Source organism: Gordonibacter sp. (genome assembly GCF_036667095.1).
Taxonomy (GTDB): Bacteria; Actinomycetota; Coriobacteriia; order Coriobacteriales; family Eggerthellaceae; genus Gordonibacter.
Genome location: NZ_JAVWUP010000007.1, coordinates 1 through 23,809, shown reverse-complemented (window position 1 = coordinate 23,809; position 23,809 = coordinate 1). Strand labels below are relative to the sequence as shown.

Here is a 23,809-nt window from a genome sequence, read left to right as displayed (position 1 = left end):
TACACTGATGAGCATGCGCAAGCAAGTGACATTCATCCATGCTGCCGACCTGCATCTCGGGGCACCTTTTCGCGGGTTGAGGGCTCTTTCGGACGTATGGGCGAGCCGCCTGCTCACCGCCATTCCCGAGGCTTACGACCGCGTTATCGAGGCCGCGCTCGGTCGTGAGGTCGATTTCGTGGTGTTCGCCGGTGATATCTTTGACGATGCGCGCACCTCCTACGGCGACTACCTGCATTTCTTCGAGGGATTGCGGCGCTTGGACAAGGCGGGCATCCCGGTGTACCTGTGCACAGGCAACCATGATCCGTTTACCTCGTGGCAGCACGACTTCTTCGCCTTCCCTAAGAACACGACCATGTTGCCGGGTGACAAACCAGGTTTCGCCGCCTATCGGCGCGATGGCGAGACGCAGGTCCTGATCGGTGGGCGCGGCTATTACAACCAAACCTGGCCTGCGGACGAGGATATTGCTGCCGGTGTGACGCGTATTGCCGCCGAAGAGGCTTTGGCGTCAGCCGTGCCCGATGCGGCTCGCGCCCCTTTTGCTGTGGGAGTGCTGCATACGGGCCTAGACCTGGACTCTTTGAAGGCTCCCACGAGTCCTGGCGCGTTGATGCGCGCGGGTATGGACTACTGGGCCCTTGGTCATATCCATGTGAAGTATGCCTACCCTTCCTTCGACGACCCGCGGCTGGTATTTTCCGGCTGCATCCAGGGTCGCGATGTGAAAGAAACCGGCGAGCGGGGCTGCTTTGCAGTAACCCTTGCAGAAGGCAAGCGCAATCAGATCGAGTTCATCCCCACGGCAAGTGTCGTATGGCAGCGCATGGATGTGGATGTTTCCGATTGTGCGAGTGTCGCCGACGTTACCGACAAGATCATGCGCGAGTTGTTCTGCGTGAACGGCAAGGCCCATTGCGAGGAGATGTGCGTGCGCATCACGCTGACGGGCACGACCCCCCTCCACCCGGTGTTCGCCCGTCCCGGCGTTTTAGAGGACTTGCGCAAGCATATCAACGACGGTTACCCGCTGTTCTTCTGCGATGCGCTGCTTGATGCGACGCAGCGCCCTCGCGATCGAGAGGCACTACGCCGGGAAGGCCTGTTCCCTGCGGTGTTCCTGCAAGCTGCCGATGCCCTGCGTGCCGACCGCGACGAGGAGATAGCCTATCTTCAGGAGGAGTTTCTGAAGCGTAACATCCAGCTGCCCAGCTCCTATACGCGCCGCGTTGACGAGTTGTCCGCAGATGCCGAGAACTTGGTGCTGGACCTGTTGGGCAGGGGGAGCGAATGACTTCCGGCCGTGAGGGCGCCCCGTTTCTCAGGCGCATCAAGATAACCAGCTTCGGAGCGTTCTCCAACAAGGTGGTCGGTCCTTTCAGCCCGCACCTGAATGTCGTGTATGGACAAAACGAGGCGGGCAAGACGACGCTCTCTTCGTTCGTGGGAGGCTTGCTGTTCGGCTGGGAAGAAGCGCGCGGCGTGCGCAACACCTACAAGCCGAAGAACGCCGAGCGCGCAGGGGCCTTGTTCTTCGCGCCCCGCGCTGACGACGATGCGTCCGATGAGCTGGTGCTTTCGCGTGTGAAGAACATCGACGGCCTACAGGGGGCCGCCGAGCTGGTGGACGATGTGGACAAAGAGACGTTCCAGACGATGTTTGCTCTGACCAGCGACGAGTTGCGCAGCCTGCGCAATACCACCGACGTTACGGCGAAACTGCTCACCGCGGGGTCAGGTACGGGGGCCAGTCCTGCCCATGCGCTGGCCGAGGTTCAGGCGCGCCTGGCCGAGTACACGTCAAAAGCGGCCGGCATCGAGCACTCTATCGCTCGCCTGACTGCCGAACAGGACGAGTTGCGCGTAAACATGGCCGCCGCAGCAGACGAGGCCGAGCGCAACAAGGTGCAGGACAAGGAATTCCACGAGCTGGCCCCGCAACGCGCGCAGCTGCTCTCCCGTCTCGACACCCTGAACACTGCTATCGAGTCGCTGTCGGCCCAGCGCGCCACCCTGGAGAAGCTGGATGCCCAAAGCTCCGACCTTCGTCGACAGCGCGACGGGCTGCGAGAGGACGAAGCCGCGTTTGCAGCCGAGCACCTGCTGCGCCAACAAGGTGTCGATCCCTCGCTTGCGACCTTGAGCTCCGCCGACGAGCGCGCCTTGCGCGACCGGCTGGACTCGCTTGCCGAAGACCAGGCGAAGCAGGCCCACAGCGTCGATCTGGCCCAGGAGAACTATGCTGCGTCTTTGGCTGCGTACGAGGCGCTGCTCGAAGTGGACGACAGGGAGGCTGCTCGCGAGAAGCAGCGTCGCCAACGCGGTGTGCAAGTGGTGCTCTCCATCGCGTTGCCGCTGGTATTCATGGTGGCAGGCGTCCCGCTGTTCATCCATGGTCGCGAGATAACCAGCTTGTCGCTCACGGCTCTGGGCATCGGCCTGGTAGTGTTTGCGCTGATACTGGCTGCTGCGTCGCTGGTGATGCTGTTCCGCCCCGACAAGGCGGCCGAGGCGCTCGAAGCCCGTCAGCAGGACGCACGCTGGGTAATGCTACAGGACAAAAAGAAGCTCGAAGCCTGCCTCTCCTCTCAGCAGCAGCTGGCTGCCCGCGTTTGTGCACGGCTCGACAAAGCCGGCCTCGAAGCCGCCCGGGGGTCTATCCGCAGCGCGCGCTCGTTGCTGGACGAAGCCAAGGACCAGCGCGCTGAGGCAAGCCTACTCCAGCAGCGCCAGCAGGCGCTTATCTCGCGGCAATCCTCCGTGCAGGATAATCTGGCCGACGTTGAGCGCCAGCGCGACCAGCTGTTGGAGCGTGCGGGCCTGCCTGCCGACACAACTCCTGCGACCATCGATGCCGCCATCGATCAGAAGGTCAGGCAACGCGCCGGGTTGCTGGAAACCAGCGAGAGCCTGAACCGCCGCTACGGCGAGCTGAAGCAGGAGCTTTCCCAGGCGAAGCGCGCCAAGAGCTTCGACGAGTTGAAGCTGCGCTACCAACAGGTGCGCACCCGGCAAGACGAGAGTTCCCAGGACTACGCCCGCCTGCTTCTGGCAAAGCGCATGCTGGAAGCGGCTATCGCTGCTTGGGAGAGCAAGAGCCAGCCCGAAGTGTATCGCCAGGCCAGTCGCCTTATCGCGCTGATGACCGACGGCCACTGGGTCAAGGTGGGCATGACATCCGAAGGCAAGCTGCAGGTCACCGATGCCGTGAAGACGGTGCGCGACCCGGTGCACCTGTCGCTGGGCACCTGCCAGCAGCTCTATCTCGCGCTGCGCATTGCCCTGCTTATGACGGCCGACAACGTGGGCCGTGCCATCCCTATTCTGGCTGACGACATCCTGGTTAACTTCGACGCCCGCCGCCGCGCCGGTGCCGCTCGTGCCTTGGCCGAGCTTGCCGGCACGCGGCAGGTTATCCTGTTCACCTGCCATGAAGAAATAGTAGAGTCCATGCGCTCGGCCGATCCGGCGCTGAACGTCGTGGAACTGTAATATAATCATGTATTTGCGGCAGGTAGTGCCGCAGCGTCCGCGACGCGATGGCATGCGCCGCGGAGACACGCAAACGGCGGCAGCCTCCAAAGCTCCCGCTCGAGATCCGGCGTGCAGAAGCGCCGGGCGAAAGGATGCGAACATGCCCAGCACGGTACTCGTCGGCGCCCAATGGGGAGACGAAGGCAAAGGCAAGATCACCGATCTCATCGCACGTGAATACGACTTCGTCGTGCGCTACCAAGGCGGCAATAACGCCGGCCATACGGTCATCCATGGCGACAAAAAGCTGGCGCTGCACCTCATGCCCTCTGGCGTCATGTACGACCATGCAGTGCCGGTCATCGGCAACGGCGTGGTCATCGACCCCGGCGTGCTCATCAAGGAGATGGCCATGCTGGAAGCCGAGGGGATACCCTGCGGCAACTTGAAGATATCCTGCGACGCTCATATCATCATGCCCTACCATAAAGACTTCGACGGTGCCGACGAAAAGCGCCTCGGCGACAACAAGATAGGCACCACCAAACGTGGTATTGGTCCGTGCTACCAGGACAAGGCGGCTCGCAAGGGCATCCGTGTCCAGGATCTTCTGGACGAGAAGATCTTCCGTCTGAAGCTTGAGACGGCGCTTGCCCAGAAGAATCCTATCCTGGAGAAGATCTACGGCCTGCACGCTTACACGGTGGAGGAGATCTGCGAAGAGTACCTGCCCTACGCACGCATCCTGAAGCCTTTCATGGCCGAGACGGCCCAGCTTTTGAACGATGCCGTGCGCAACGGCAAGCAGATACTGTTCGAGGGCGCGCAAGGCACGCTCTTAGACATCGATCATGGCACGTATCCCTACGTCACCTCCTCGTCGTGCTGCGCAGGCGGCGCGGCTACCGGTTCAGGCGTAGGTCCTACGGCTATCGATCGCGTGCTGGGCATTCAGAAAGCCTATATCACCCGCGTGGGCGAAGGCCCCTTCCCCACCGAGCAGCGCTTTCCCGAAGACGGCGGCGTGGGCGAGGAAGCCGAGATCGGCGAGACGCTGTGTAAGGTGGGCCATGAGTTCGGCGTGACCACGGGCCGCAAGCGCCGCTGCGGCTGGTTCGATGCTGTTATCGGACGCTATGCTGCGGAAGTGAACGGCCTTACCGATGTGGCTTTGACCAAGCTCGACGTGCTGAGTGCATTTGACACCATCAAGGTGTGCACGGCCTACGAGTGCGAGGGCAAGGTGTACGACTACTTCCCCATGCAGCAAAGCGTGCTGTTCCATGCCAAGCCGGTTTACGAGGAGCTGCCGGGTTGGAAGGACGTCGACATCACCGGGTGCCGTACGTTCGAAGAACTGCCGGAAGCCGCACGGCGCTACGTCGAGTACCTGGAGAAGATCACCGGCGTGCGCATTAGCATTATCGCCGTCGGGCCCGATCGCGACCAAACCATCATGCGCGGCTGGGACCGCTAGGTTGAAAGGACCGGGAATGAACATCTTGGTGTTGGGCGGCGGCGGCCGCGAGCATGCTATAACCTGGGCGCTTGCGAAGTCCCCGCGCACGGACAAGCTCTACGTTGCCCCCGGCAACGGCGGCACGGCGGGCATCGCCGAAAACGTGGCTCACCTGAAAGTCGACGACGGCCAAGCTGTGCTGGCGTTTGCCCGCGACCATAACATCGACCTGGTGGTTATCGGCCCCGAGGCACCGTTGGTGGCCGGGGTGGCCGACGTGCTGCGCGCGGCAGGCATCCCCGCGTTCGGCCCCGACGCCGAGGGCGCGCAGCTCGAGGGCAGCAAGACGTTCAGCAAGCGTTTCATGGACGACCACGGCATCCCTACGGCGCGCTACGACAGCTTCACCGCGTTGGAGCCGGCGTTGGCCTACCTGCGTGAGCTGGGTGCGCCCATCGTCGTGAAGGCCGATGGCCTGGCGGCGGGCAAGGGCGTGATCGTGGCGGAAACCGAGGCCGACGCCGAGGCTGCCGTGCACAGCTGCTTCGATGGCGCGTTCGGCGATGCGGGCTCGACCGTGCTCATAGAGGAGTTCCTTACCGGTCCCGAGTGTTCGCTGCTGGCGTTCGTCAGCGGTGGCAAGGCCCACTGCATGGCTACGGCGCAGGATCACAAGCGCGCTTTCGACGGCGACCGCGGCCCGAACACGGGTGGCATGGGCGTGTACTCGCCGGTGCCCATCGTGGAGCCCGACGAGTTGGCCAGCATGTACGAGATCATGGAGAAGGCCGCAACAGCTACGGCCGAGGTGTTTGAGCACGATTATCGCGGCGTGTTGTACGGCGGTTTCATGCTGACGCCCGAGGGCCCGAAGATGCTGGAATTCAACGCCCGCTTCGGCGACCCTGAGACGCAAGTGGTGCTGCCGCGCCTGGAAACCGACCTGGTAGACATCGCGCTGGCTGTGGCCGAGGGACGTCCCGACGACATCAACCTGCGCTGGAGCGAGCAGTGGGCGGTAAGCGTGGTGCTGGCGAGCGACGGCTATCCCGGGCCGTACGAGAAGGGTAAGGTTATCTTAGGTATCGAGGAGGCCGAACAGCTCGAAGGGGTGACGGTGTTTCATGCCGGCACGACCACCAACTACGATGACGAGTTGGTTACCGCTGGTGGCAGGGTTTTGAACGTGACGGCGTTGGGCGATTCGTTCGAAGAAGCACGCGAGCGCGCCTACGAGGCCTGCGACCTTATCAACTTCGAGGGCAAGCAGTACCGTACCGACATTGGAAAACGCGCGGCCGAAGGCCGTCAGGCGTGGAATTAGAGGCGAAGTAACTCGATGCTAACAGAGCGCATGCTAACCGCCGTCGTGCGGCAGACCACCAAGAACTACCTGCAACTCAAGCCCACGACTGAAGTGCGCGTCCCCGGCCCCCGGCCGGGCATGAAGTACATGCTGTACATGCATGTGCCGTTCTGCGAGCGCTTGTGCCCGTACTGCTCGTTCAACCGCTTCCCCTTCTCGGAGGATCGCGCTCGGCCTTACTTCGCCAGCATGCGCAAAGAGATGCATATGCTCAAGGAACTGGGCTACGACTTCGAGAGCCTGTACGTGGGCGGTGGCACGCCTACGGTCATGCTGGACGAGCTTTGCGACACCATCGATAGGGCGAAAGAGATGTTCTCTATCCAGGAAGTGTCCAGCGAGACGAATCCAAACCACCTCATTCCGGAGTACCTGGACAAGCTACAAGGCCGCGTGCAGCGCCTCAGCGTGGGCGTGCAGAGCTTCGACAACGGCCTGCTCAAGCAGATGGATCGCTTTGACAAATACGGTTGCGCCGAGGAGATACTCGAGCGCGTGGGCCAGGCAAGCCCGTACTTCACGTCGATGAACGTGGATATGATCTTCAACTTCCCTGCGCAGACCGAGGACATCCTCATCAACGATGTCGAGCGCGTTATCGAGAGCGGTGCGAGCCAGGCCACGTTCTACCCGCTTATGGCCTCGCCGAGTGTGGCCCGCTCCCTTGCGCAGACGGTGGGCCGCGTCGACTATGGCCGCGAACAACGCTTCTACCGCATCATCGACGAGCTGTTGACTGGCGGCGACGAGCCGCTGTTCAGCCACGGCAGCGCATGGGCCTTCAACCGCTGCGGTACCGGTGTCGAAGGAGAGAAGGCCATGATCGACGAGTACGTGGTCGACTACGAGGAGTATCCCGCAATTGGCAGCGGTGGCATCACGTATTTGGGCGAGACGCTCTACGTGAACACGTTCTCCGTGAACGACTACAACGCCGCTATCGAACAGGGCCACATGTCTCTTATGGGCAAGGCAAATTTCAACAAGCACGATCGTATGCGCTACCGCTTCATGATGCAGCTGTTCGGGTTGCGTTTGGACAAGCGCCAGTTCATGCAGGACTTCGGCTGTACGGTGGAGGCCGGTTTGCCGGTGGAGACGGCGTTTATGAAGCTGTCCGGCGCTTTCGCCACCGATACGCCCGAAGAATACACGCTCACCCCCAAGGGCCGCTACCTGATGGTAGTGATGATGCGCCAGTTCTTTATTGGCGTGAACAACCTGCGCGACCAGGCTCGTGCCGCCCTCACGGGCGAAGAGCGCAAGCTGGTTTTTGGGGAATGACGGTATGCCTTACCGCCGGGCATCAGATACCAGTTGAATGCCTAAGCCCGTGCTATTTCGTTTCAGGTGAGTTAGAATAAAAGATCATTTTGTTGCTTAAACATGCTTGACGGGCAACAAAATGAAAAACGCGCCAGCCAAACGCTCTAATCTGGTTTAACGAAGAACGGAAGGCGAGTACCGGCCATGTTCGATCGGAGCAAAAACAACAAAGGTTTTACTCTGACGGAATTGCTTCTTGCAATAGCGATTATTCTTGTATTAACTGCTATTGCCATTCCTTCTGTTGCTAATGCTCAAAAGAATATGCATATGCTCGAACTTGACTCTGCCGCTAATCAGATTGCTCTTGCGGCGCAAAATCAGATGACCTCTATGAAAGTGTCTGGCACTTGGCTGGAAAAGCTCAAAAATTTTGAGGAATCCGGCGGCGTCAACTTATCGAATCAACCTATAAAATGTCCTCCGAATAACAGAGAAGAACTCAAGCGGGACGATCTCTATTACCTCACTGCCACGCAGGTAAGAGAGCTAGGCATCCTTCCCTCGTTGTCTATCGATGAGACGGTGCTCGAGGGCGATTATGTTATTGAATTCAGCAAATCCACGGCAACGGTTTGCGGGGTTTTTTATTCGGATAATAAGGTGGGTTTTTTTGGGAAGGGCGAAAAGGGAAGCATTCCGGTCGAAAACTACTATAAAGCAATGGGCGATACTCCCGCCTCTGACGAGACAGGTCCTCGTAGCAAGGCGCGTCGCATGAGCGGCGCTGAGGGATTTTTGATTGGCTATTATTGGGGCACTCCCGCTGGGGCTACCGGTGCCGTTGCTTTAGCAAATCCCAACATCTGGGTTGAAAACGGTAAATTGTGCATTCAGGACTCCAATCTGAAAACGCCAGCTTGGGGAAACGAACTCATTATTAAAATCACCAACGAAAACAACGAGCGACCGGGGTCTTTCACACTCAGCTTTCAGCCCGTGAACGGACAGATCAGCAGCTTTAATGCAGGGCTTACGGTCGATCAAAGCGAACCATTCATACAATCCTCCGCAAAAGATGCAGTTATTATTGTTACTGAGCGTGGCAGCGAAGTTTCCTCGCCAACAGGCGATGTGCTTCGTATAGACCTCAATGCGCTTGGAGAGGCGCTGAGCGGTGCAAAGAATCCCGATCTGGTGAAGGAAATCGAAAAGTTCAAATCTTTAGATGCCATATTGGTGAATGTTGAGACTGCTGCCAAGAATGCTTCAAGTGTGCCTGCTCGTGCCGAAGCCCATATTCAATGGCCCGAATCCCTCTTGAAAATAAACGTTCTTGTGACATCGAGTAATGTTGAGGGATACAAAGATCCGAATAACGACGGTGCCTTGGCCACGAAGCGAACGGAAACGGAAACGGGAACGGGAACGACCAGAAAAGAATTTAAACCAGTTTCTGTGCTGACCAGTAAATTTGGAGAACCGGAAATCTATCCGGCAAACAGTGAAAGCCAGCTCATTGCTCCTATCAGCAATACGGCAGCTTCATTGAAGAAAAGCGACTGGAGCGCTGACGCTCAAACGTATTCTGGCCTATGGGTTGACTATAATCAAGCAGTGGCAAAGCAGGCTCGACTTGGTATTCAACCGGGTAATACGATGTCGAAAAGGTATGAAAATGGGGAACGCATCGTTCACTATTTTCAGCCCTATGAAATATGGGTCAACAACACTTTGATTGGTCATTTTGATGGTATTCAGTGGCAATGGGACGTTGCGAATCACAACTTTATTGTTGGTAAGGACGACCGACCCCTCGACGTTATTCCTACGCTGAGCGCAGCGTCGCCTTCGATTTATGTAAACCCTGCAAGCCTTGAAGGTAATGCCGAGGTGAAACCAGACAAAGATGGATATACCTTGCTGGTTCGTACGGGACCACTTGTTGCGGAAGTGCAAAGTTTTTTCGATTCTGAGCAATGGCAACAAGTAATTGCTTGGGTTGCGTCGGGCACCTCGGTGTCGTCGCGCAGTTTGGGCGGGGAAGATGTTTCCTATCAAGGTACCTTTTTAAATGAATTTCGCGTTTCTTCATCGGCTGTTCTTTGGTCGGCAAAAAAGGGAAATATGACGGGAATCGAAGGCAAAGGTTTCAGCGCTAACGATCTCTATTTTTACTATGCTCCTACGCCGCGTGATCCTCAAAAAAATCAGGTTAAAAACGCGACGTTGAGTTCCTCGGTACTGTGGAGATACACTCCTCAAGCGAACTATAGTGCGCGAAGCACGTATATGGCAGTTGGCCAGAATCTTGAGGGAGACCCTCGCCTTTCTGCCGTAGGAGCCATAGCGCGTCCTGAAACGGCGCTCGTTGGATCAGCGGATTTTGGTATAGCAATCGATCTCGATTATTTGTACTATCGCACATTCACCTATTATGATGATGAAAATAAACTACTTGATAATGAACAGTGGATGCCCCTTCTTGGTTTCGATGTGGTGAACCAACAATACAATTCTGGCGAAATGCTGGCTGAAGGGCAAAATAAGTCATCGACTACTTTATTTAAGGAATGGAACACGCAAATAAACGGGACGGGGTTGTCGTTCCCCTCTAAAGAATCTTTGGGAGTATTCCAAGGAACCATGCCTTTTGGCAACGTGAAGCTGTTTGGGCAATACCAAGAGGCGGGCATTGGGCTGATGTATCTTGAGTTCGACGAGCCTGAACTTCAAGGGGGAGTCAGCGGATATTATGGTTATACCAACATCGCCAGCTATCCTGTTAGTAATTTAGGAGAATACTACGACGCGAAGAATGCCATTGGATCCTGGGGGTATTTTGTTGTTGTTCCGGAGGGGATGTCTGTTTCCGGAAATGAGATACGGAAAGGTGATCGCCGCAAGGTAATTATTGAGGGTACTTCGTTTGATGCGTATCCGGTGAGGGTAAGCAACGAACAAAGAAAACAAGTCAATATGACGGTGGAGGTGCACACGGGCAATATCTATGCTTCGTATAAGATTAATCCTTGCTTCGCAGCTGCGGTAGAAAGCGTAGGCGGCTTGGAGACAGGAATGGCTGACCAGTGGGGGCAAGCGCAAGCTCCTTGGCTAATTCGACATGCAACGCAATTCCCCGGAACGTTTCCGCGGTCTTATCAATATATTTACGTGCAGGAATACCAATTCTATTTTGCTCAAACTCGGGACATAGATGCTCAAGATCGTCCCACGTATAATTCGAATTACGGAGACTTATATACGAAGCATGATGTAAACGTTAAGTTTGATTATATGTTTACCGGCACCTACGATGGTGCCGGGTTAACGGGCGACACCGGAGTAAGAAACAAAGTTGTTAATTTTCGCTACTGGATTGGTTCATATGCTTCCTCGAACCAAGGGCAAGGCCTTTTCCCTCGCACTCAAAACGCTACCATCAAAAACCTTATTCTTGAAGATAGTGCGGGGGGTAGCTGGAATGCTTCGCAGACTACCTCGGGAGCCTACGCTAATTTCGGCATCCTTGTAGGGTACGCTGGCTCAACACAAATCATCAGCTGTTCTGTGTCTGGGCAAAGCCAGGATGCGGGTCCTTTAGAGATTCATGCGACCAATGGTGGTGGATGTGCGGGATCTCTCGTGGGGGTGGCTCAGGGGGATACTTTTGTATACCGCGGAGTTTCTAAGGAAGGCCAAAAGTGCTCGATAGATTCTATACGACTTTATTTCACCTGCTCAAGGGGTTCGTGGCAAAATGCAGGGTATATCATGGGCGGTGTAGCTGGAAAAATGGAGACACCAGGTTTTATTCAAGATACCTCGGTTAGCTCGACAACACTGGGTACTCCCTCTCCTTCAAATACTAAGAAGTATTGCGTCGGAGGTCTAGCCGGCTGGACCTCTACTCCTTACGAGATAAGTTCGGGTAACTCCGTAAGCAGTTCAACTGCTGAATTTGGCTTCGTGGCACCAACCGATCCTCTTGACTACTTTAATATAGGGACCGCTGTTGGTTATATGCAGTCTCCCTCCACAATAGACGAGGGAGTGTTTTCCCTCGATGCTGCTTGGACAGACCAGACACTTCCCGTTGCAAGGGTGGTTGGTAATTTATAGTATGAAAAGAAGAGATACACATAGTTTGAAGAATAAAATTTACGGAAACGAGGGCGCTTCTATCGTTATTGCGCTGGTGTTTTTCTTAATTTGTGCGGTTATTGGCTCGGTAGTGCTTACGGCTGCTTCGATAAATGCAAAGGCTGTGGTGACGCATCGTCAAACGCAGCAGGCAGAGTATACCGTAACGTCGGCCGCCCAAACAATCGTGGATCAAATAGTGCCGACGACGGTTGTATGGAAGGATTCAAAAAATCCTCCCGAAATTGAAATGCCCGTCAAGGGGCCTGTGCTCATGCAGCAACTATGGACCACCAATCTCTGGAACCTATGGAATGTTCACAAGAGCCAGAGCGAAACACCTTACACGCTTCCTACCCTTTTGAAAATAAAAGTGAGCGATTCGAGTGGCTCTAGCAAATACGTGGAACTTGAAGTATACGCTCAGTTTTCGGTAGATCGAGATTTCAACATAACGGTGAAACTTTCCTCGGAAGAAGATATCAATAAGCCAGCCGCCTATAAAGAAGTGGTTACGGTTCAATGTATACCAACGTATAACAACGCAGGACGACTAGAAAAATGTGAATGGAAAAATGCGGTAATTACGAAAGCATCTGACGTATGAGCGGGCAGCCGGTAAAAAATAACACTCTGCAAAGGCTTTGCTTTGCCGCGCGGCAAAAAGCGAGGAACGCTTCGGGGGATAGCTTGGTCGAAGCGATTGCCGCGATACTCATTGCTGCTTTAGGTGCCGCTTTACTGGCCACAATGGTGATGTCTTCTGCCAGTGCGACCATGCGAAATCAGGAGAGGCTCTCGGCACTGTACACCGCCGAGAGCACCTTGGCTTCTCCATCAGGGGGCGCGGAGGTAACCGTTGTTATACAAAGCGGCTCATTAACCATGCCGATAGAGATTCCGGCACTTCTTTATAGTGAAGACGAGTATATTCGCTACGAACCAAAGGCGGAGTAGTCCTATGCCAAGCCGCCTCTTAACAACACGCCTTGCTTTGAAGCTGAAAAGTACGCAGGGTTTTATGCTGGCAGAACAGCTGGTGAGCATTATTTTCATAGGCTTGCTCTGCCTTGCCATTTCCGCAGGACTTGCTGCGGCAATGACGGTGTTTGCCAACGTGACGAAGGTAACTGAATCGCAAGCACTCTTAAACCGTAGCGTCCAAGAGATAAGCGACGAGCTTGCGTTTTCAACAGGAGCGGTTGAAGGGACCAGTTTTGTAAGCAAGTCGGTGAATGCGCGCGTTTGGCTGGTACCGGCGGCAAACAATGCTGGTATTGCTTTTCAGGGGGATGGTATTTTGTCCGGAAACCCGAAGGATAAAAATCAACAAGTGTTGCTCGTTCCTTCTTCCGGTGGGCTTGTTCCTGTTGTAGAGGGCCTTCGTTTTGAAAAAGATCCGGGTAATGCTGAAGATAAAGGGCGCTGGTTTTTTACTATCAGGATTCTTCAAGGTAGTAGCACCGCTTCTGAAGTAGCAACATCGGGCGAGATGACGATAGCAAGAGTAGGGAATTAATATGGCATATAAACGATTGGGCGACTTGCTTATCGATGCGGGACTCATCACCGATGAGCAGTTGAAAACGGTACTCGCTTCTCAAAAGAAATCGAAGAAGCGCTTGGGGGAGGCTCTTCTTGACGAAGGCATAATTACTGAGGCAGAGATGATTGAGGCTCTGCAAATGCAGCTGGGCATTGAGTTTGTCGATCTGTCTCAAATTACACTTGACCCTGATATGAGTCGCGTTATCTCAAAAAATGTTGCGCGCCAATACAACGTGGTGCCGGTGCGCATCACACCTGACGAAGTTTACCTAGCCATGAGTGATCCCTTAAACTTCGTTGCTGTTGAAGCGGTAAAAAATGCTACGCGCAAGCGCGTTGTGCCCATGATTGCCACCAACGATGCCATCTTGCGTGCCATTATGACGCTCTATGGCAACGAGGGCGCTGCGCGAGCCATTGAAGAAATGAAGCGTGATGTTAGGCAAACCGATGATGCCTTGGGTTTTCAAAGTACTTCACTGGGTGAAGAGTCTGACGCACAAAGTGCCCCTACGGTACGTTTGGTTAACAGCATTATCGAACGCGCTGCCACAGAGCGTGCAAGCGATATTCATCTTGAACCGCGGGAGGAAGACCTGCATGTGCGTATGCGTATCGATGGTATTATGCGCACCATCCTTGCGGTACCGAAAGAACTTCAGGCAAGCGTGATTTCTCGCTTGAAAATAGTGGGAAACATGAGCACGTCGGAGCGGCGTATTCCGCAAGATGGCCGCGCAAATGTGCGCATCAAAAAACAGGATATTGACTTGCGCATCAGTACGCTGCCCACCATTCATGGCGAAGTGGTAGTTATTCGCTTGCTCGACAAAGATGCGACGCTGTTAGAGCCGAAGGGCATCGGTTTGGCTGGCAGCGACTTGGCAAAATACGATAGGCTCATCCACTCAAATAACGGCATGGTGCTTATTGTGGGTCCCACGGGGTCTGGGAAAAGCTCCACCATGTACACCATGATTCGTCAGCTGAACAAAGACTCCGTAAATCTGATTACCCTGGAGGACCCTGTTGAGTACAACGTAGATGGCGTCAACCAGGTGCAGATCAACGAAAAAGTAGGCATGACGTTCGCCAATGCTTTGCGCGCTGTGCTGCGGCAAGACCCCGACATTGTGGGTGTGGGAGAAATTCGAGATGGCGAAACGGCCGAGATTGCCATGCGCGCAGCTATTACTGGCCACTTGGTGATTTCCACGGTGCATACCTATGATGCCGTGTCTACTATCGATCGACTTATCGATATTGGTGTGGAGCCGTATCTTATCGCAAGTGGCGTGCGAGGTATTATTTCTCAGCGTTTAGTGCGTAAGGTGTGTCCGAACTGTCGTGAGTCTTACAAGCCCACGAGAGAAGAATTTGACATGCTGGATATGGAGTACGATCCTTCGGTCAAGTTTTATCGGGGAACAGGCTGCCCCATGTGTTTTAACACGGGATACCGTGGACGAACGGGCGTTTTTGAGATACTGCTGCTCGACCGCGAATTGCGCGCTTCTATTACGGGTGGCGCAACTCGTGAATCATTGCAGGCAGCTATTGAGAAAACGAATTCGTTCCAGAGTATGCAGGATAGCTGCCATCGGTTGGTGCTAGAAGGTATCACCACTGCCGAAGAGGCTCGCAAAACGATCACGGCCTTGGAGTAGCGTATGAACATCGAAAAGCTCATAGACCTTGCTCATGAATCAGATGCCTCTGACGTGCATATCGTGTGCGGCTTGCCTATAAAGTTTCGCGTGAAAGGTAAGCTGATTTCTGCATCCGACCATGTTCTAACGCATGAGGATTGCGAGGACATTGGACATGCCCTTGCGGGTGAAAAGTTCGCCTCCATCAAGCATATTGGCGAACTTGACATGGCGCGTACCCTGGCGGGGCTTCGTGTGCGTATTAATCTGTTCCGTGCGCAAGGGCACCTAAGCGCAGCACTGCGCTTGCTCTCAGATAAGATTCCCCGCTTGGCTTCGTTGGGTCTTCCCCCTGCGGTGATGGACTTTCCGCGTTTGCAACGCGGCATCATTGTGGTTACGGGCGAAACGGGCAGCGGCAAATCAACAACGCTGGCAGCGCTTATTAACGAGATTAATCATACGCGCGCCGAGAACATTATCACGATGGAAGACCCGATTGAGTACATTTACACGCCGGCACAATCCATCATCTCGCAGCGCGAGGTGGGGCAAGACACGGAAAGCTACAGCAACGCCTTACGTGCTGTTTTGCGAGAAGACCCCGACATCATCCTTATTGGTGAGATGCGAGACCTTGACACCATCTCAACGGCCCTTACAGCTGCCGAGACGGGCCACTTGGTGTTCGCCACCCTTCATACGCAGTCGGCAGCAGACTCTATCGACCGCATGGTTGATGTGTTTCCCGAGGGATTACAGCGTCAGATTCGCATGCAGCTTTCAACAACGTTGCAGGCAGTGCTCTCCCAGCAGCTTCTTCCTAAGCGCGATGGTACCGGCCGTACGTTGGCCTGCGAGCTGATGATGGTAACGCCGGCAATTCGCAACCTTATTCGCGAGGGTAAGACGCCACAAATTGCCAGTTCTTTGGCTACTTCGGCATCGGCTGGCAGCATTACTATGGACAATGCGCTGTTAAACTTGTATCGGAGCCGCACTATTGATGCCGCCGTGGCACAAGAAGCGGCGCACGATTATGAGTACGTGAGAAAGAACGCATTCTAATGCCTACATACTCTTACACAGGACTTTCCGAAGCAGGCACGCCCCTTGATGGCGTGGTTGAAGCCTACGATGAGATTGAAGCGATGGAGCAAGCGCGCAATCTGTGTCGTGTTGTTAGAAGTGTCAAGGAAGTCAAGGAAAGCAAAAACTTCCTGACCATGGAAATTGGCAAACCGAAGGTAAAGCCTAAGAAGCTTTCCATCATGTGCTCGCAGTTTGCCATTATTCTGCAGGCTGGTTTACCCATAGGGCGTGCCGTTGCTCTCGTTTCTGAGCAGGCAGAAGATAAATACCTGCATAAAATTCTTATTGAGGTTACCAAAGATGTATCTTCAGGACACGGGCTTGCCGATAGTCTTGAAAACAAGGGCCCCTTCTTGCCGCGCGTGCTTATTGAAACCATTCGCGCAGGTGAAGAAACGGGCCGTTTGGCAGAGGCTTTCATGCGGCTTCAAACGTATTTTGACAAGCGTGCAAAGGTGGCTTCGAAAGTTTCTGGAGCGCTCACGTATCCTATATTTGTGCTGGTCATTGCTGTAATAGTAGTTATTGTGATGATGGTTATGGTTATTCCTGCCATGACGGGCATGATATCGTCAATGGGTGGCGAAATACCGGCCATCACCCAATTTTTAATCGACACATCCAGCTTCATGTCTCAAAACATCGTTGTTATTTTAGCGGTGCTGGCTTTGATGGTGGTTGGCATTCTGGTTTTCAAAAGAACAGAACGAGGTAAGGTATTCTTTGCAACAATGCAGATGAGGCTTCCGGTTATAGGTACTATCGCAGTATACTCAAGTGCCGCGCAGTTTGCGAACACTATGGCAACGTTGATTGCGTCGGGGTTGCCTATGACTAATGCAGTGCGGGTGACGGCTCGCGTGATGGACAATTACGTGTTGTCTCGTCAGGTGGGTCGTATTGAGGCTGACTTAGAGGAAGGCCGCAGTTTGGGTGAATGTGTAGGTACCATACCTTATTTACCCAAGACGTTGACCGAAATGACGGCGGTAGGTGAGCAGTCGGGCGAATTGGAAGAGACGTTAGAGACGGTGGGTGTGTTTTACGATTCTGAAACGCAGCGCGTGACGGACAAGGCCCTCTCTTTGCTGGAGCCGGGATTGCTTATGGTTATGGCAGTGTTCGCAGGGTTTATTGTTGTTGCGTTGTACCTGCCTATGTTTACAATGTACTCAAGCATGATGTAGCTGGAAAATGCAGCAGGGAGATTGTTTCAGGGCGCTCAAACAATTTTTCTGTGCAGATAAAAGGATGCTTGGCAAAAGGCCGGGCATAGAGGAAAGGAATGGTTATGAAAGAAATGATTAAGAGGGTGAGAGAGGAAAAAGGCGGCTTCACGCTCGCCGAGCTGTTGATTGTTGTTGCAATTATTTTAGTGTTGGTGGCTATTGCTATTCCGGTGTTTACGGGAGCGCAAAATTCCGCAAAAGAAGCAACGCATGACGCTAATATTCGTGCTGCGAAATCTGCCACTATGGTGTACGTGCTTGAAAACAATGTGGATCTTGGCACAAACAAGGCGTACGAGGCTAAGGGTGAAGTTTCCGCCACAGGTGATATTGAAATTACTGCGGTAACTGGTGTGGCAGCAGCCGGTAAGGATACGCTCGGCAAAGCTGAGACAGATACGACGGGACCCTTCACGGTGTATCTAACGGATACGAAAGTGCCCGCGAAGTCGTAGCTTCTTAGTGAATCTTGATTCTTTTTGTTGACATCTTCACCCCTGCACAGGCGGCCGTCCTTCTGGGGATAGCCGCCGTGCTGGGTGCGGTCATGGGAAGTTTCATTAATTGTCTGGCATGGCGGGTTGTCAATGGCGAGAGCGTTCTGCGCGGTCGCAGCCATTGCCCCGCCTGCGGGCATACGCTGGGTGTGCTTGACTTGGTGCCGATTCTTTCCTGGGTAATGATCAGGGGAAAATGTCGATACTGCAAGCAGGAAATCGGTGCGCGTTACGTGCTGGTTGAAATAGCTATGGCAGCTTTTTTCGCCTTGCTTTTGTGGAAGTATGGCTTAGGTATCCAGACCGTTGCCTACTGGGCGCTCGCCTGCATTTTGTGTGGTGCGGCGCTTGTCGATGTTGATACCTACACGATACCTAATGGGTTTATCGTTGCAGGTATTGCCCTGTGGGCCGCAAGCGTGTGGCTCATATCGGCCCCGGCAACGGGGTTTGGCGTGGGTAGTTTGTTTGTTCCGCTTTTGGGTTCTGGGTTTTTCCCGGTGCTGGTTGATGGGCTTGTAGGTGGGCTTGTTGTGGGCGGTGGCATTCTGCTGTTCTCGCTTATATTCGACAAGGTTACGGGTCGCACCTCGCTGGGTGGTGGCGATGTAAAACTTCTGTTCGTCGTGGGTTTGTCATTGGGTTTGCTGGGTAGTTTGTTCAATTTGATACTTGCCTGCGTGTTGGGCTTGGTGCTCGCGTTTGTCTGGCAGCTTTTCGCGTCTCGTTCGTTAGACGATGATGGGGAGAGTTTCAAGACAAGGGCGATTCCCTTTGGGCCAGCTATTGCCGTGGCAACGCTGCTTACTTTGTTGGTGGGTTCGCAATTCTTGACGTGGTACATGGGCTTGCTGGGATACTGAACTCCAGAATGGATGGAAGAAGTGTATGGGAAAGACGTATACAGGAGTTGACATCGGGAACTACAGCTTGAAGCTGGTGGTGTCCGACGGCGTGTCCATCAAACACCTTGCGGTGGTGCCGCTACCAGAGGGCTTGGTTACCGAGGATCGCATCGTAAGTTTTGATGCCATGGCTGATTTTATTAAGCAGACAGCTTCTGACATGGGCGGCGCTTCGAGGGAAGTGGCCGTGCTGTTGCCAAGATCTCTCAGCCTGACGCGTCGGTTGCATATACCTGCCATGACGGAAAAAGAGCTTGAAATCAACCTGCCCTATGAATTTCGTGATTTTATCCAGCAGGGTAAAGACAAGTATTTCTTCGATTATGCGGTGCTTGCCACGCAAACGGACGCTAAAGGCATACCTGAAAGTATGGACTTGCTGGCTGTGGCTGCCGCGAAGCAAGTTATAGAGGACTACCAAGAAATGTTTAAGCGTGCCAGTATGAAGTTGCGCATTGCTCTTCCCCATCAGGCTGCACTGCAGAATTTGATGGGAGGCAATTCTAAAGCGCTTGCAAATTGTTGCATAGCAGATTTCTCACATGAATCTACTAAACTGCACTTCTTCGTGAGTGGTGCCTATGATGTTACGCGCACTATCGATATTGGCAGCATAGACGTCGATCGTGCTATTGCTCAAACCTTTGGGGTTGATGAGCATATAGCTAACGGCTACAAGCACGCGAATTTTGAGGGTGCTCTAACGTGTGATCAGGCAATGTTGGTGTATGAATCCATTGCTGTTGAGCTGGGACGTGCCTTGCATTTTTATGGATTCAACAATCCAGATAGCCTGATAGAGGTTGTGTATTGCTGTGGCGGCGGCGCTTCGGTTGAGCCGCTTATGAACGCGGTGGTAGCCCAAACAGATGTTGAGTTGCGCGACATCGCCTCTATTTTGCCCGAAGTATCAGAAGATAATCAGTATATAATCACCCAGTGTCCGGCAGCTGTCGGCGCGGTTATTACGGATTAGGGGGTGTCTCATATGGACTTAAAAAAAGAGATATCCTTTAGTGGTAAAAAAGCCGTATATCCCACTAAAAAATACGTCAATCTAGCGAAGGGCGAAGCGTCAAAACGCAATACCGTCTTGGAAGTGCTGCTGTTTTTGATCTTCTTGATTTTGCTGGCTATTGTGGTTAAATTCGCGGTGGTCGATCCTTTGATGAGTGGAGCTTCTAGCAGCAGTGAACTTGTCCAGGCAAAGCAACAACTCGCTGCACTGACGTCGGAAAATGCCGACTATTCGGAAGTTACCGACAAGTATGCGCGCTATGTGGTGTCGGATATGACCGAAGAAGAACAAGCTCTGGCCAATCGCGATGACCTGGTCGTTTTGCTTAAAACGAAGGTTATGAGCGCCACCAACCTATCCTCGGTAAAAGTGGTTGGCAACACGCTTACTATCACCTGCGTTGGCGTGGGCTTGCAAGATGTGGCGGGCTTGGTTCAAAGTCTTGAGGCTGACCCTCTTGTCTCCCACGTTACGGTATCTACGGCGCAGTCTCAGGATGGTAAGGGTTCTTCGGCCACCATCCAAGTGTCTTTGAAGGGTGCTTCGGGAGAAAACGCAACCGAGCCAACAGATGCGTTGACAAAAGGAGCGCCCAATGGCAAATAGATTGATGAGTCGCGCGTTTACGAAGCGTGAGAAAATTATGCTGTTGGTGCTTGCCGTCGTTTTGGTTGCGGCTTCCTACTATCTTTTCGTGGTGCAAAATGTTGCAAATACCAAAGCATCCAATGCGGCGCAGCTCCAAGAAGTGCAGGATCAAATTGCAGCTCAGGACACCGTTGCCGCTATGCGTGAGAAAATGCAAAGCGAACTTGAAAAAATGGGTCAAGTTGAGAAGCTACCTGTTATTGCCACCTACGATAATTTACGCAATGAGCTTGATCAGTTAAATGCAGCTTTAGCATCCACCTCGTCGTATGACCTAAAGCTCACGCAGCCGGTTCTTACAGGAGAGACGGTGCGACGTGTGGTTACCCTCACGTTCACCACGCCTAGCTACGACGCTGCTACAGCGGTGCTTGAGGCACTGCAAAATGGTAAGTATCGCTGCGTTATAACCGATTTTTCCATGACAGGTAAGATGCTAGCTGATGGCACTATCGAAAGCGTGTCTAGTACGCTGAACGTGACCTACTACGAAACTATCGCTGGATCTGCGAATACAAACGGCTTGCAGGATAAGAAAAGCTCCTAGCGCGCTTTGTGGGTGCCTACTGCTCGTGTATGACAAACTGGTTTCGTCCGTTTCGTTTCGCTTCATACAGAGCCTTGTCAGCTAAGGCGTACAAGTAGTCGTAGTCGTCTACGGGGCGGCTTATCAGGAAAACACCCATGCTCAACGTGGCGTGATATTCGGTGCCGTCCTTTTCGCGATACGAGACCCCTTCGCTCACTAAAGCGCGGCAGCGATCTTCGAGGGTCTTCCGATCAATAGGGCTGAAGATATATACGGAAAATTCGTCGCCGCCAAACCTGCCAACAAGGTCGCTCGAATGAAAACTGTTTCGCAGTAAATCGGCCATGCTCCGCAGCGCTGTGTCGCCCACCATGTGTCCGTGGATATCGTTCACGTTCTTGAAGTGATCTACATCTATGATAAGAAACGCACCGGTTTTTCCTTTGGCAATAACGTGTTTCACTTCTTCTTCGAAGGTGGAGCGGTTCAACAGACCGGTTAACCCGTCATGTTTGGCGCGTTCAGAGAGGTGTGTCTTTTCGAGAATCTCCTCGTTGATGTCGGTCATTTTCCCGATGATGCTTAGTGGCTTGCCTCCATCGTCGGTTAATATGCTGGATGATATGCGAATCCAGTACTTCCGACCGTCTTCTGAAGAGCAGCAAACGTCTGCGACAGGGTTTTTGGGCGCGGTAATGGCCTCTACCAACTCGATGGGCAAGAATTCGTAGTGCTGCGTACTAATGTGCTCGTAGGTGTGGTAAGGCGAGTAATTGGAACTTACCTTGCTAGAAGAACGATGTAGGTGTGCAAATTGCTGCTTCTCGGGAACAGAAAGGAGTAGTGTGTCGGTTTTCGGAGTGTACTCAAAAAACTGTTCGTTTGAAATACGATAAATTTCACGATGACGGTTATTTTCGTCGCGAGCGTTTCGTGCAGCTTTGCTGCGGGTACGCAAATAAAGAGCAAGTAGCGTGATTACTATTAGAAGAAGCGCTACGCATGCAATAAAAATTTCCTTAAGGTGAGTTTTCACAATTTGGCTGAAGCGTTCTTCTTCTGAAGGAAGCGATGCCTCGTAAATCATCGAATTGAGCGTTGATTCAGGAATACTGCGGATGGATTTGTTCAAAATAAGCAACAAATCGGGTTCAATAGGCGCGACAACACCAAAGCATGCTTGGCTGGTTGAGATGGATACGGGTAAGAAGTTCAGGTTGGTGTAGCTGCCGTAATTTATATAGTAAGGGGCAGTATAAGTACTCGCGTAAACATAATCGGCACGTCCGGAATCGACTGCTTTAAAGCAGTCGCTGAGCGAGTCGTATACTTCTACGGGTCCGGGACTGTTCGATGATGCGGCCGTTACTTGGTCGTGGGGTACGGCAAGCGTGTGTCCACTCAAATCGCTGGGGTCGGTGTTCTTGTTAAACACAATCAAGGTGTTCGACGTAACGTAAGGAGCACTCAAGGACAGGCCCCACTCAAGAGCAGCCGTGTAGTTGTTATCGATGCCTGCAACAAGATCGATATTCTGATCATGCAGCTCTTGAGCGAAGTCTTTGTCGTGTTTTAAAGGAACAATTTCGAACTGTAACCCGCTGTCTGAGGTGATGTAATCAAGAACGTCTTTAGTAACACCCGTTAACTCGCCTGTTTTTTCGTCAAAGGACTGGATGGGTGCCTTGTCAGAAACGATGCCTACCCTCAGTGGTTTTTGATCGGCTGCATAGGCGAGCTCGCTTGGGGTGAGGGAAAGATCTTCTTCTCCCACACCATAGTAGGTTTGGTAAAGTTTGCTTTGGAGCAAGGGGTTTCCCGCGTTCAGGCGTTCGATGGCGCCGTCGATGGTGCTAGTGATGTCGGTTCGGCCTTTTTTAGCTGCGAAAAAGACAGGATGTGTCTGGAGCGTGGCGACAATGTGAAAGCCTGTATGTAGGTTTATGTCCAGATCAAGCAGGGCATCGGCCCGCCCTTCGTTGACCGCGGCCGCCATTTCGTCGAAAGAGTCATATTCTTGAAGCGTCAAAGGGATGTTGTTTTTTGTGCAAAAGTTCTCTAGGACGGTGCGATAAGTAACCGAAGTGCGCTTGATGGCAACGGTGAGTTCCTCAAGTGTATACAGGTTTGTTTTGGTGATGTCTGTTGTGTTGTCAGCTGCGAACAGGGAGGGGTGAAAATATCCGTAGCTGTTCCGGGGGTATTCGTACACCTCGGCCAGCTTCGAGTTGTAGTTCATGGTTCCTAGCAGATCCACTTCCTCGTTCTCTAACATATCGAGTGATTTGAGAATGCGGGCGTTTTCGCTGTCTCCCGTTGCTTCTATAAACTCGTAGTTCCAACCTGTATATTGAGCAAGCTGGATGAGGTAGTCGTATTCATAGCCGGCATAGTTACCGTCTTCATCAACGGAAAATGAACCAGGTTGGTTAACGAAGCCAACGCGGATAGTGTCGCCTACCGTGGTACTGTTGGTTGAAGGCGAGGCGCTCGAAGGTTGTGCTTCTGCAGAAGGGGCGGTTTGTGTTTCGGGGGCGCCGTTAGACGTGTCGGCGAGGGCCGACGAGGGAATGAGGGTACACATAAGTACCAAGACCATTAAAAGTCGAACGAGGGTGGTGCTATGCTGATGTGCCATTACGTATCCTCTAAAGCTACCGTATGACATCTTTAGCCGTGCCATTCCGGTGTGTGCCGAAGCAATTATGTGATATATGCTAACTCTCATTATACGGGATATCTGTTCAGTTTCCCTGTGTAATCAACCGGTAAGTGTTCTTGGTAACTGCTCTTGACCAAAGCACCATATTTTTTTGTACGAGAACTTGACCCAACTGGGGAAGATCAGTATACTAACTCCTCGCATCTCGAACGATTTTGTTTTTCAATCGTTTGTTGATTTGAGATGGTCGGGTAGCTCAGTTGGTAGAGCAGCGGACTGAAAATCCGCGTGTCGAGGGTTCAAGTCCCCCTCCGACCACCA

Annotated in this window: 18 protein-coding genes and 1 tRNA gene; 18 read left to right on the top strand and 1 reads right to left on the bottom strand. The window is 53.2% G+C overall.

Annotated features, from left to right (window positions below; translation table 11 throughout):
• Positions 1–13: 13 nt before the first annotated feature.
• From RR842_RS01660 to gspM, 17 genes are all read left to right on the top strand, one after another.
• Complete coding sequence (locus tag RR842_RS01660) at positions 14–1,297, top strand: exonuclease SbcCD subunit D (RefSeq protein WP_332728866.1); 1,284 nt, start codon at positions 14–16, stop codon at positions 1,295–1,297.
• On the top strand, positions 1,294–3,495 hold the full coding sequence (locus RR842_RS01655; RefSeq protein WP_332522079.1) for an AAA family ATPase: 2,202 nt from the start codon (positions 1,294–1,296) through the stop codon (positions 3,493–3,495). The genes RR842_RS01660 and RR842_RS01655 overlap by 4 nt, the downstream gene beginning before the upstream one ends.
• Positions 3,496–3,637: 142 nt before the next feature.
• Positions 3,638–4,954 (top strand): adenylosuccinate synthase, encoded by a 1,317-nt coding sequence (locus tag RR842_RS01650; RefSeq protein WP_332553531.1) that lies wholly within the window; start codon positions 3,638–3,640, stop codon positions 4,952–4,954.
• Between the two features lie 16 nt (positions 4,955–4,970).
• On the top strand, positions 4,971–6,260 hold the full coding sequence (gene purD, locus RR842_RS01645; protein WP_332517481.1) for a phosphoribosylamine--glycine ligase: 1,290 nt from the start codon (positions 4,971–4,973) through the stop codon (positions 6,258–6,260).
• A 15-nt stretch (positions 6,261–6,275) separates the two neighbouring features.
• Positions 6,276–7,586, top strand: coding sequence for a coproporphyrinogen III oxidase family protein (locus RR842_RS01640; protein WP_332512038.1), 1,311 nt, complete (start codon positions 6,276–6,278; stop codon positions 7,584–7,586).
• Between the two features lie 186 nt (positions 7,587–7,772).
• Positions 7,773–11,690 carry a type II secretion system protein gene (locus tag RR842_RS01635; protein WP_332728865.1) on the top strand — a complete coding sequence of 1,306 codons (3,918 nt, stop codon included), beginning with the start codon at positions 7,773–7,775 and terminating at the stop codon, positions 11,688–11,690.
• A gap of 25 nt (positions 11,691–11,715) precedes the next feature.
• Positions 11,716–12,318, top strand: coding sequence for a hypothetical protein (locus RR842_RS01630; protein WP_332728864.1), 603 nt, complete (start codon positions 11,716–11,718; stop codon positions 12,316–12,318).
• Positions 12,315–12,668: a hypothetical protein gene (locus RR842_RS01625; RefSeq protein ID WP_332512034.1), complete on the top strand. Its 354-nt coding sequence runs from the start codon at positions 12,315–12,317 to the stop codon at positions 12,666–12,668. Before RR842_RS01630 ends, RR842_RS01625 begins: the two co-directional genes overlap by 4 nt.
• Before the next feature lie 4 nt (positions 12,669–12,672).
• Entirely contained in the window at positions 12,673–13,230 is a 558-nt protein-coding gene (locus RR842_RS01620; RefSeq protein ID WP_332512033.1) for a hypothetical protein, read from the top strand.
• A 1-nt stretch (position 13,231) separates the two neighbouring features.
• Positions 13,232–14,926 carry a GspE/PulE family protein gene (locus tag RR842_RS01615; protein WP_332512031.1) on the top strand — a complete coding sequence of 565 codons (1,695 nt, stop codon included), beginning with the start codon at positions 13,232–13,234 and terminating at the stop codon, positions 14,924–14,926.
• A gap of 3 nt (positions 14,927–14,929) precedes the next feature.
• Positions 14,930–15,976, top strand: a complete 1,047-nt coding sequence (locus RR842_RS01610; protein WP_332512029.1) for a PilT/PilU family type 4a pilus ATPase — start codon at positions 14,930–14,932, stop codon at positions 15,974–15,976.
• The gene (locus tag RR842_RS01605; RefSeq protein ID WP_332512027.1) at positions 15,976–17,187 is read left to right on the top strand and encodes a type II secretion system F family protein; all 1,212 of its coding nucleotides are present in this window, start codon (positions 15,976–15,978) and stop codon (positions 17,185–17,187) included. Before RR842_RS01610 ends, RR842_RS01605 begins: the two co-directional genes overlap by 1 nt.
• 104 nt (positions 17,188–17,291) lie before the next feature.
• Positions 17,292–17,684 carry a type II secretion system protein gene (locus tag RR842_RS01600; RefSeq protein ID WP_332728863.1) on the top strand — a complete coding sequence of 131 codons (393 nt, stop codon included), beginning with the start codon at positions 17,292–17,294 and terminating at the stop codon, positions 17,682–17,684.
• A 14-nt stretch (positions 17,685–17,698) separates the two neighbouring features.
• The gene (locus RR842_RS01595) at positions 17,699–18,589 is read left to right on the top strand and encodes a prepilin peptidase (protein ID WP_332728862.1); all 891 of its coding nucleotides are present in this window, start codon (positions 17,699–17,701) and stop codon (positions 18,587–18,589) included.
• A 25-nt stretch (positions 18,590–18,614) separates the two neighbouring features.
• Positions 18,615–19,607 (top strand): pilus assembly protein PilM, encoded by a 993-nt coding sequence (gene pilM / locus RR842_RS01590; protein ID WP_332512024.1) that lies wholly within the window; start codon positions 18,615–18,617, stop codon positions 19,605–19,607.
• Between the two features lie 12 nt (positions 19,608–19,619).
• Positions 19,620–20,255, top strand: coding sequence for a hypothetical protein (locus RR842_RS01585; protein WP_332512023.1), 636 nt, complete (start codon positions 19,620–19,622; stop codon positions 20,253–20,255).
• Entirely contained in the window at positions 20,245–20,844 is a 600-nt protein-coding gene (gene gspM, locus RR842_RS01580) for a type II secretion system protein GspM (RefSeq protein ID WP_332512022.1), read from the top strand. The genes RR842_RS01585 and gspM overlap by 11 nt, the downstream gene beginning before the upstream one ends.
• Positions 20,845–20,860: 16 nt before the next feature.
• Here gspM and RR842_RS01575 read toward each other — a convergent pair whose 3' ends face one another.
• Positions 20,861–23,464: a transporter substrate-binding domain-containing protein gene (locus tag RR842_RS01575; RefSeq protein WP_332728861.1), complete on the bottom strand. Its 2,604-nt coding sequence runs from the start codon at positions 23,462–23,464 to the stop codon at positions 20,861–20,863.
• A gap of 269 nt (positions 23,465–23,733) precedes the next feature.
• On the opposite strand from RR842_RS01575, the gene RR842_RS01570 reads away from it, so the two are divergent.
• Positions 23,734–23,809 (top strand) — tRNA-Phe (locus RR842_RS01570).

Excerpts from the sequence above, each read along its gene's own strand:
- RR842_RS01650 (WP_332553531.1), top strand. The coding sequence starts at position 3,638 with ATGCCCAGCACGGTACTCGTCGGCGCCCAATGGGGAGACGAAGGCAAA.
- RR842_RS01600 (WP_332728863.1), top strand. The coding sequence starts at position 17,292 with ATGAAAGAAATGATTAAGAGGGTGAGAGAGGAAAAAGGCGGCTTCACG.
- RR842_RS01605 (WP_332512027.1), top strand. The coding sequence starts at position 15,976 with ATGCCTACATACTCTTACACAGGACTTTCCGAAGCAGGCACGCCCCTT.
- gspM (WP_332512022.1), top strand. The coding sequence starts at position 20,245 with ATGGCAAATAGATTGATGAGTCGCGCGTTTACGAAGCGTGAGAAAATT.
- RR842_RS01585 (WP_332512023.1), top strand. The coding sequence starts at position 19,620 with ATGGACTTAAAAAAAGAGATATCCTTTAGTGGTAAAAAAGCCGTATAT.
- RR842_RS01620 (WP_332512033.1), top strand. The coding sequence starts at position 12,673 with ATGCCAAGCCGCCTCTTAACAACACGCCTTGCTTTGAAGCTGAAAAGT.
- RR842_RS01640 (WP_332512038.1), top strand. The coding sequence starts at position 6,276 with ATGCTAACAGAGCGCATGCTAACCGCCGTCGTGCGGCAGACCACCAAG.
- RR842_RS01660 (WP_332728866.1), top strand. The coding sequence starts at position 14 with ATGCGCAAGCAAGTGACATTCATCCATGCTGCCGACCTGCATCTCGGG.
- RR842_RS01635 (WP_332728865.1), top strand. The coding sequence starts at position 7,773 with ATGTTCGATCGGAGCAAAAACAACAAAGGTTTTACTCTGACGGAATTG.
- purD (WP_332517481.1), top strand. The coding sequence starts at position 4,971 with ATGAACATCTTGGTGTTGGGCGGCGGCGGCCGCGAGCATGCTATAACC.
- RR842_RS01610 (WP_332512029.1), top strand. The coding sequence starts at position 14,930 with ATGAACATCGAAAAGCTCATAGACCTTGCTCATGAATCAGATGCCTCT.
- RR842_RS01615 (WP_332512031.1), top strand. The coding sequence starts at position 13,232 with ATGGCATATAAACGATTGGGCGACTTGCTTATCGATGCGGGACTCATC.
- RR842_RS01575 (WP_332728861.1), bottom strand. The coding sequence starts at position 23,464 with ATGGCACATCAGCATAGCACCACCCTCGTTCGACTTTTAATGGTCTTG.
- RR842_RS01655 (WP_332522079.1), top strand. The coding sequence starts at position 1,294 with ATGACTTCCGGCCGTGAGGGCGCCCCGTTTCTCAGGCGCATCAAGATA.
- pilM (WP_332512024.1), top strand. The coding sequence starts at position 18,615 with ATGGGAAAGACGTATACAGGAGTTGACATCGGGAACTACAGCTTGAAG.
- RR842_RS01625 (WP_332512034.1), top strand. The coding sequence starts at position 12,315 with ATGAGCGGGCAGCCGGTAAAAAATAACACTCTGCAAAGGCTTTGCTTT.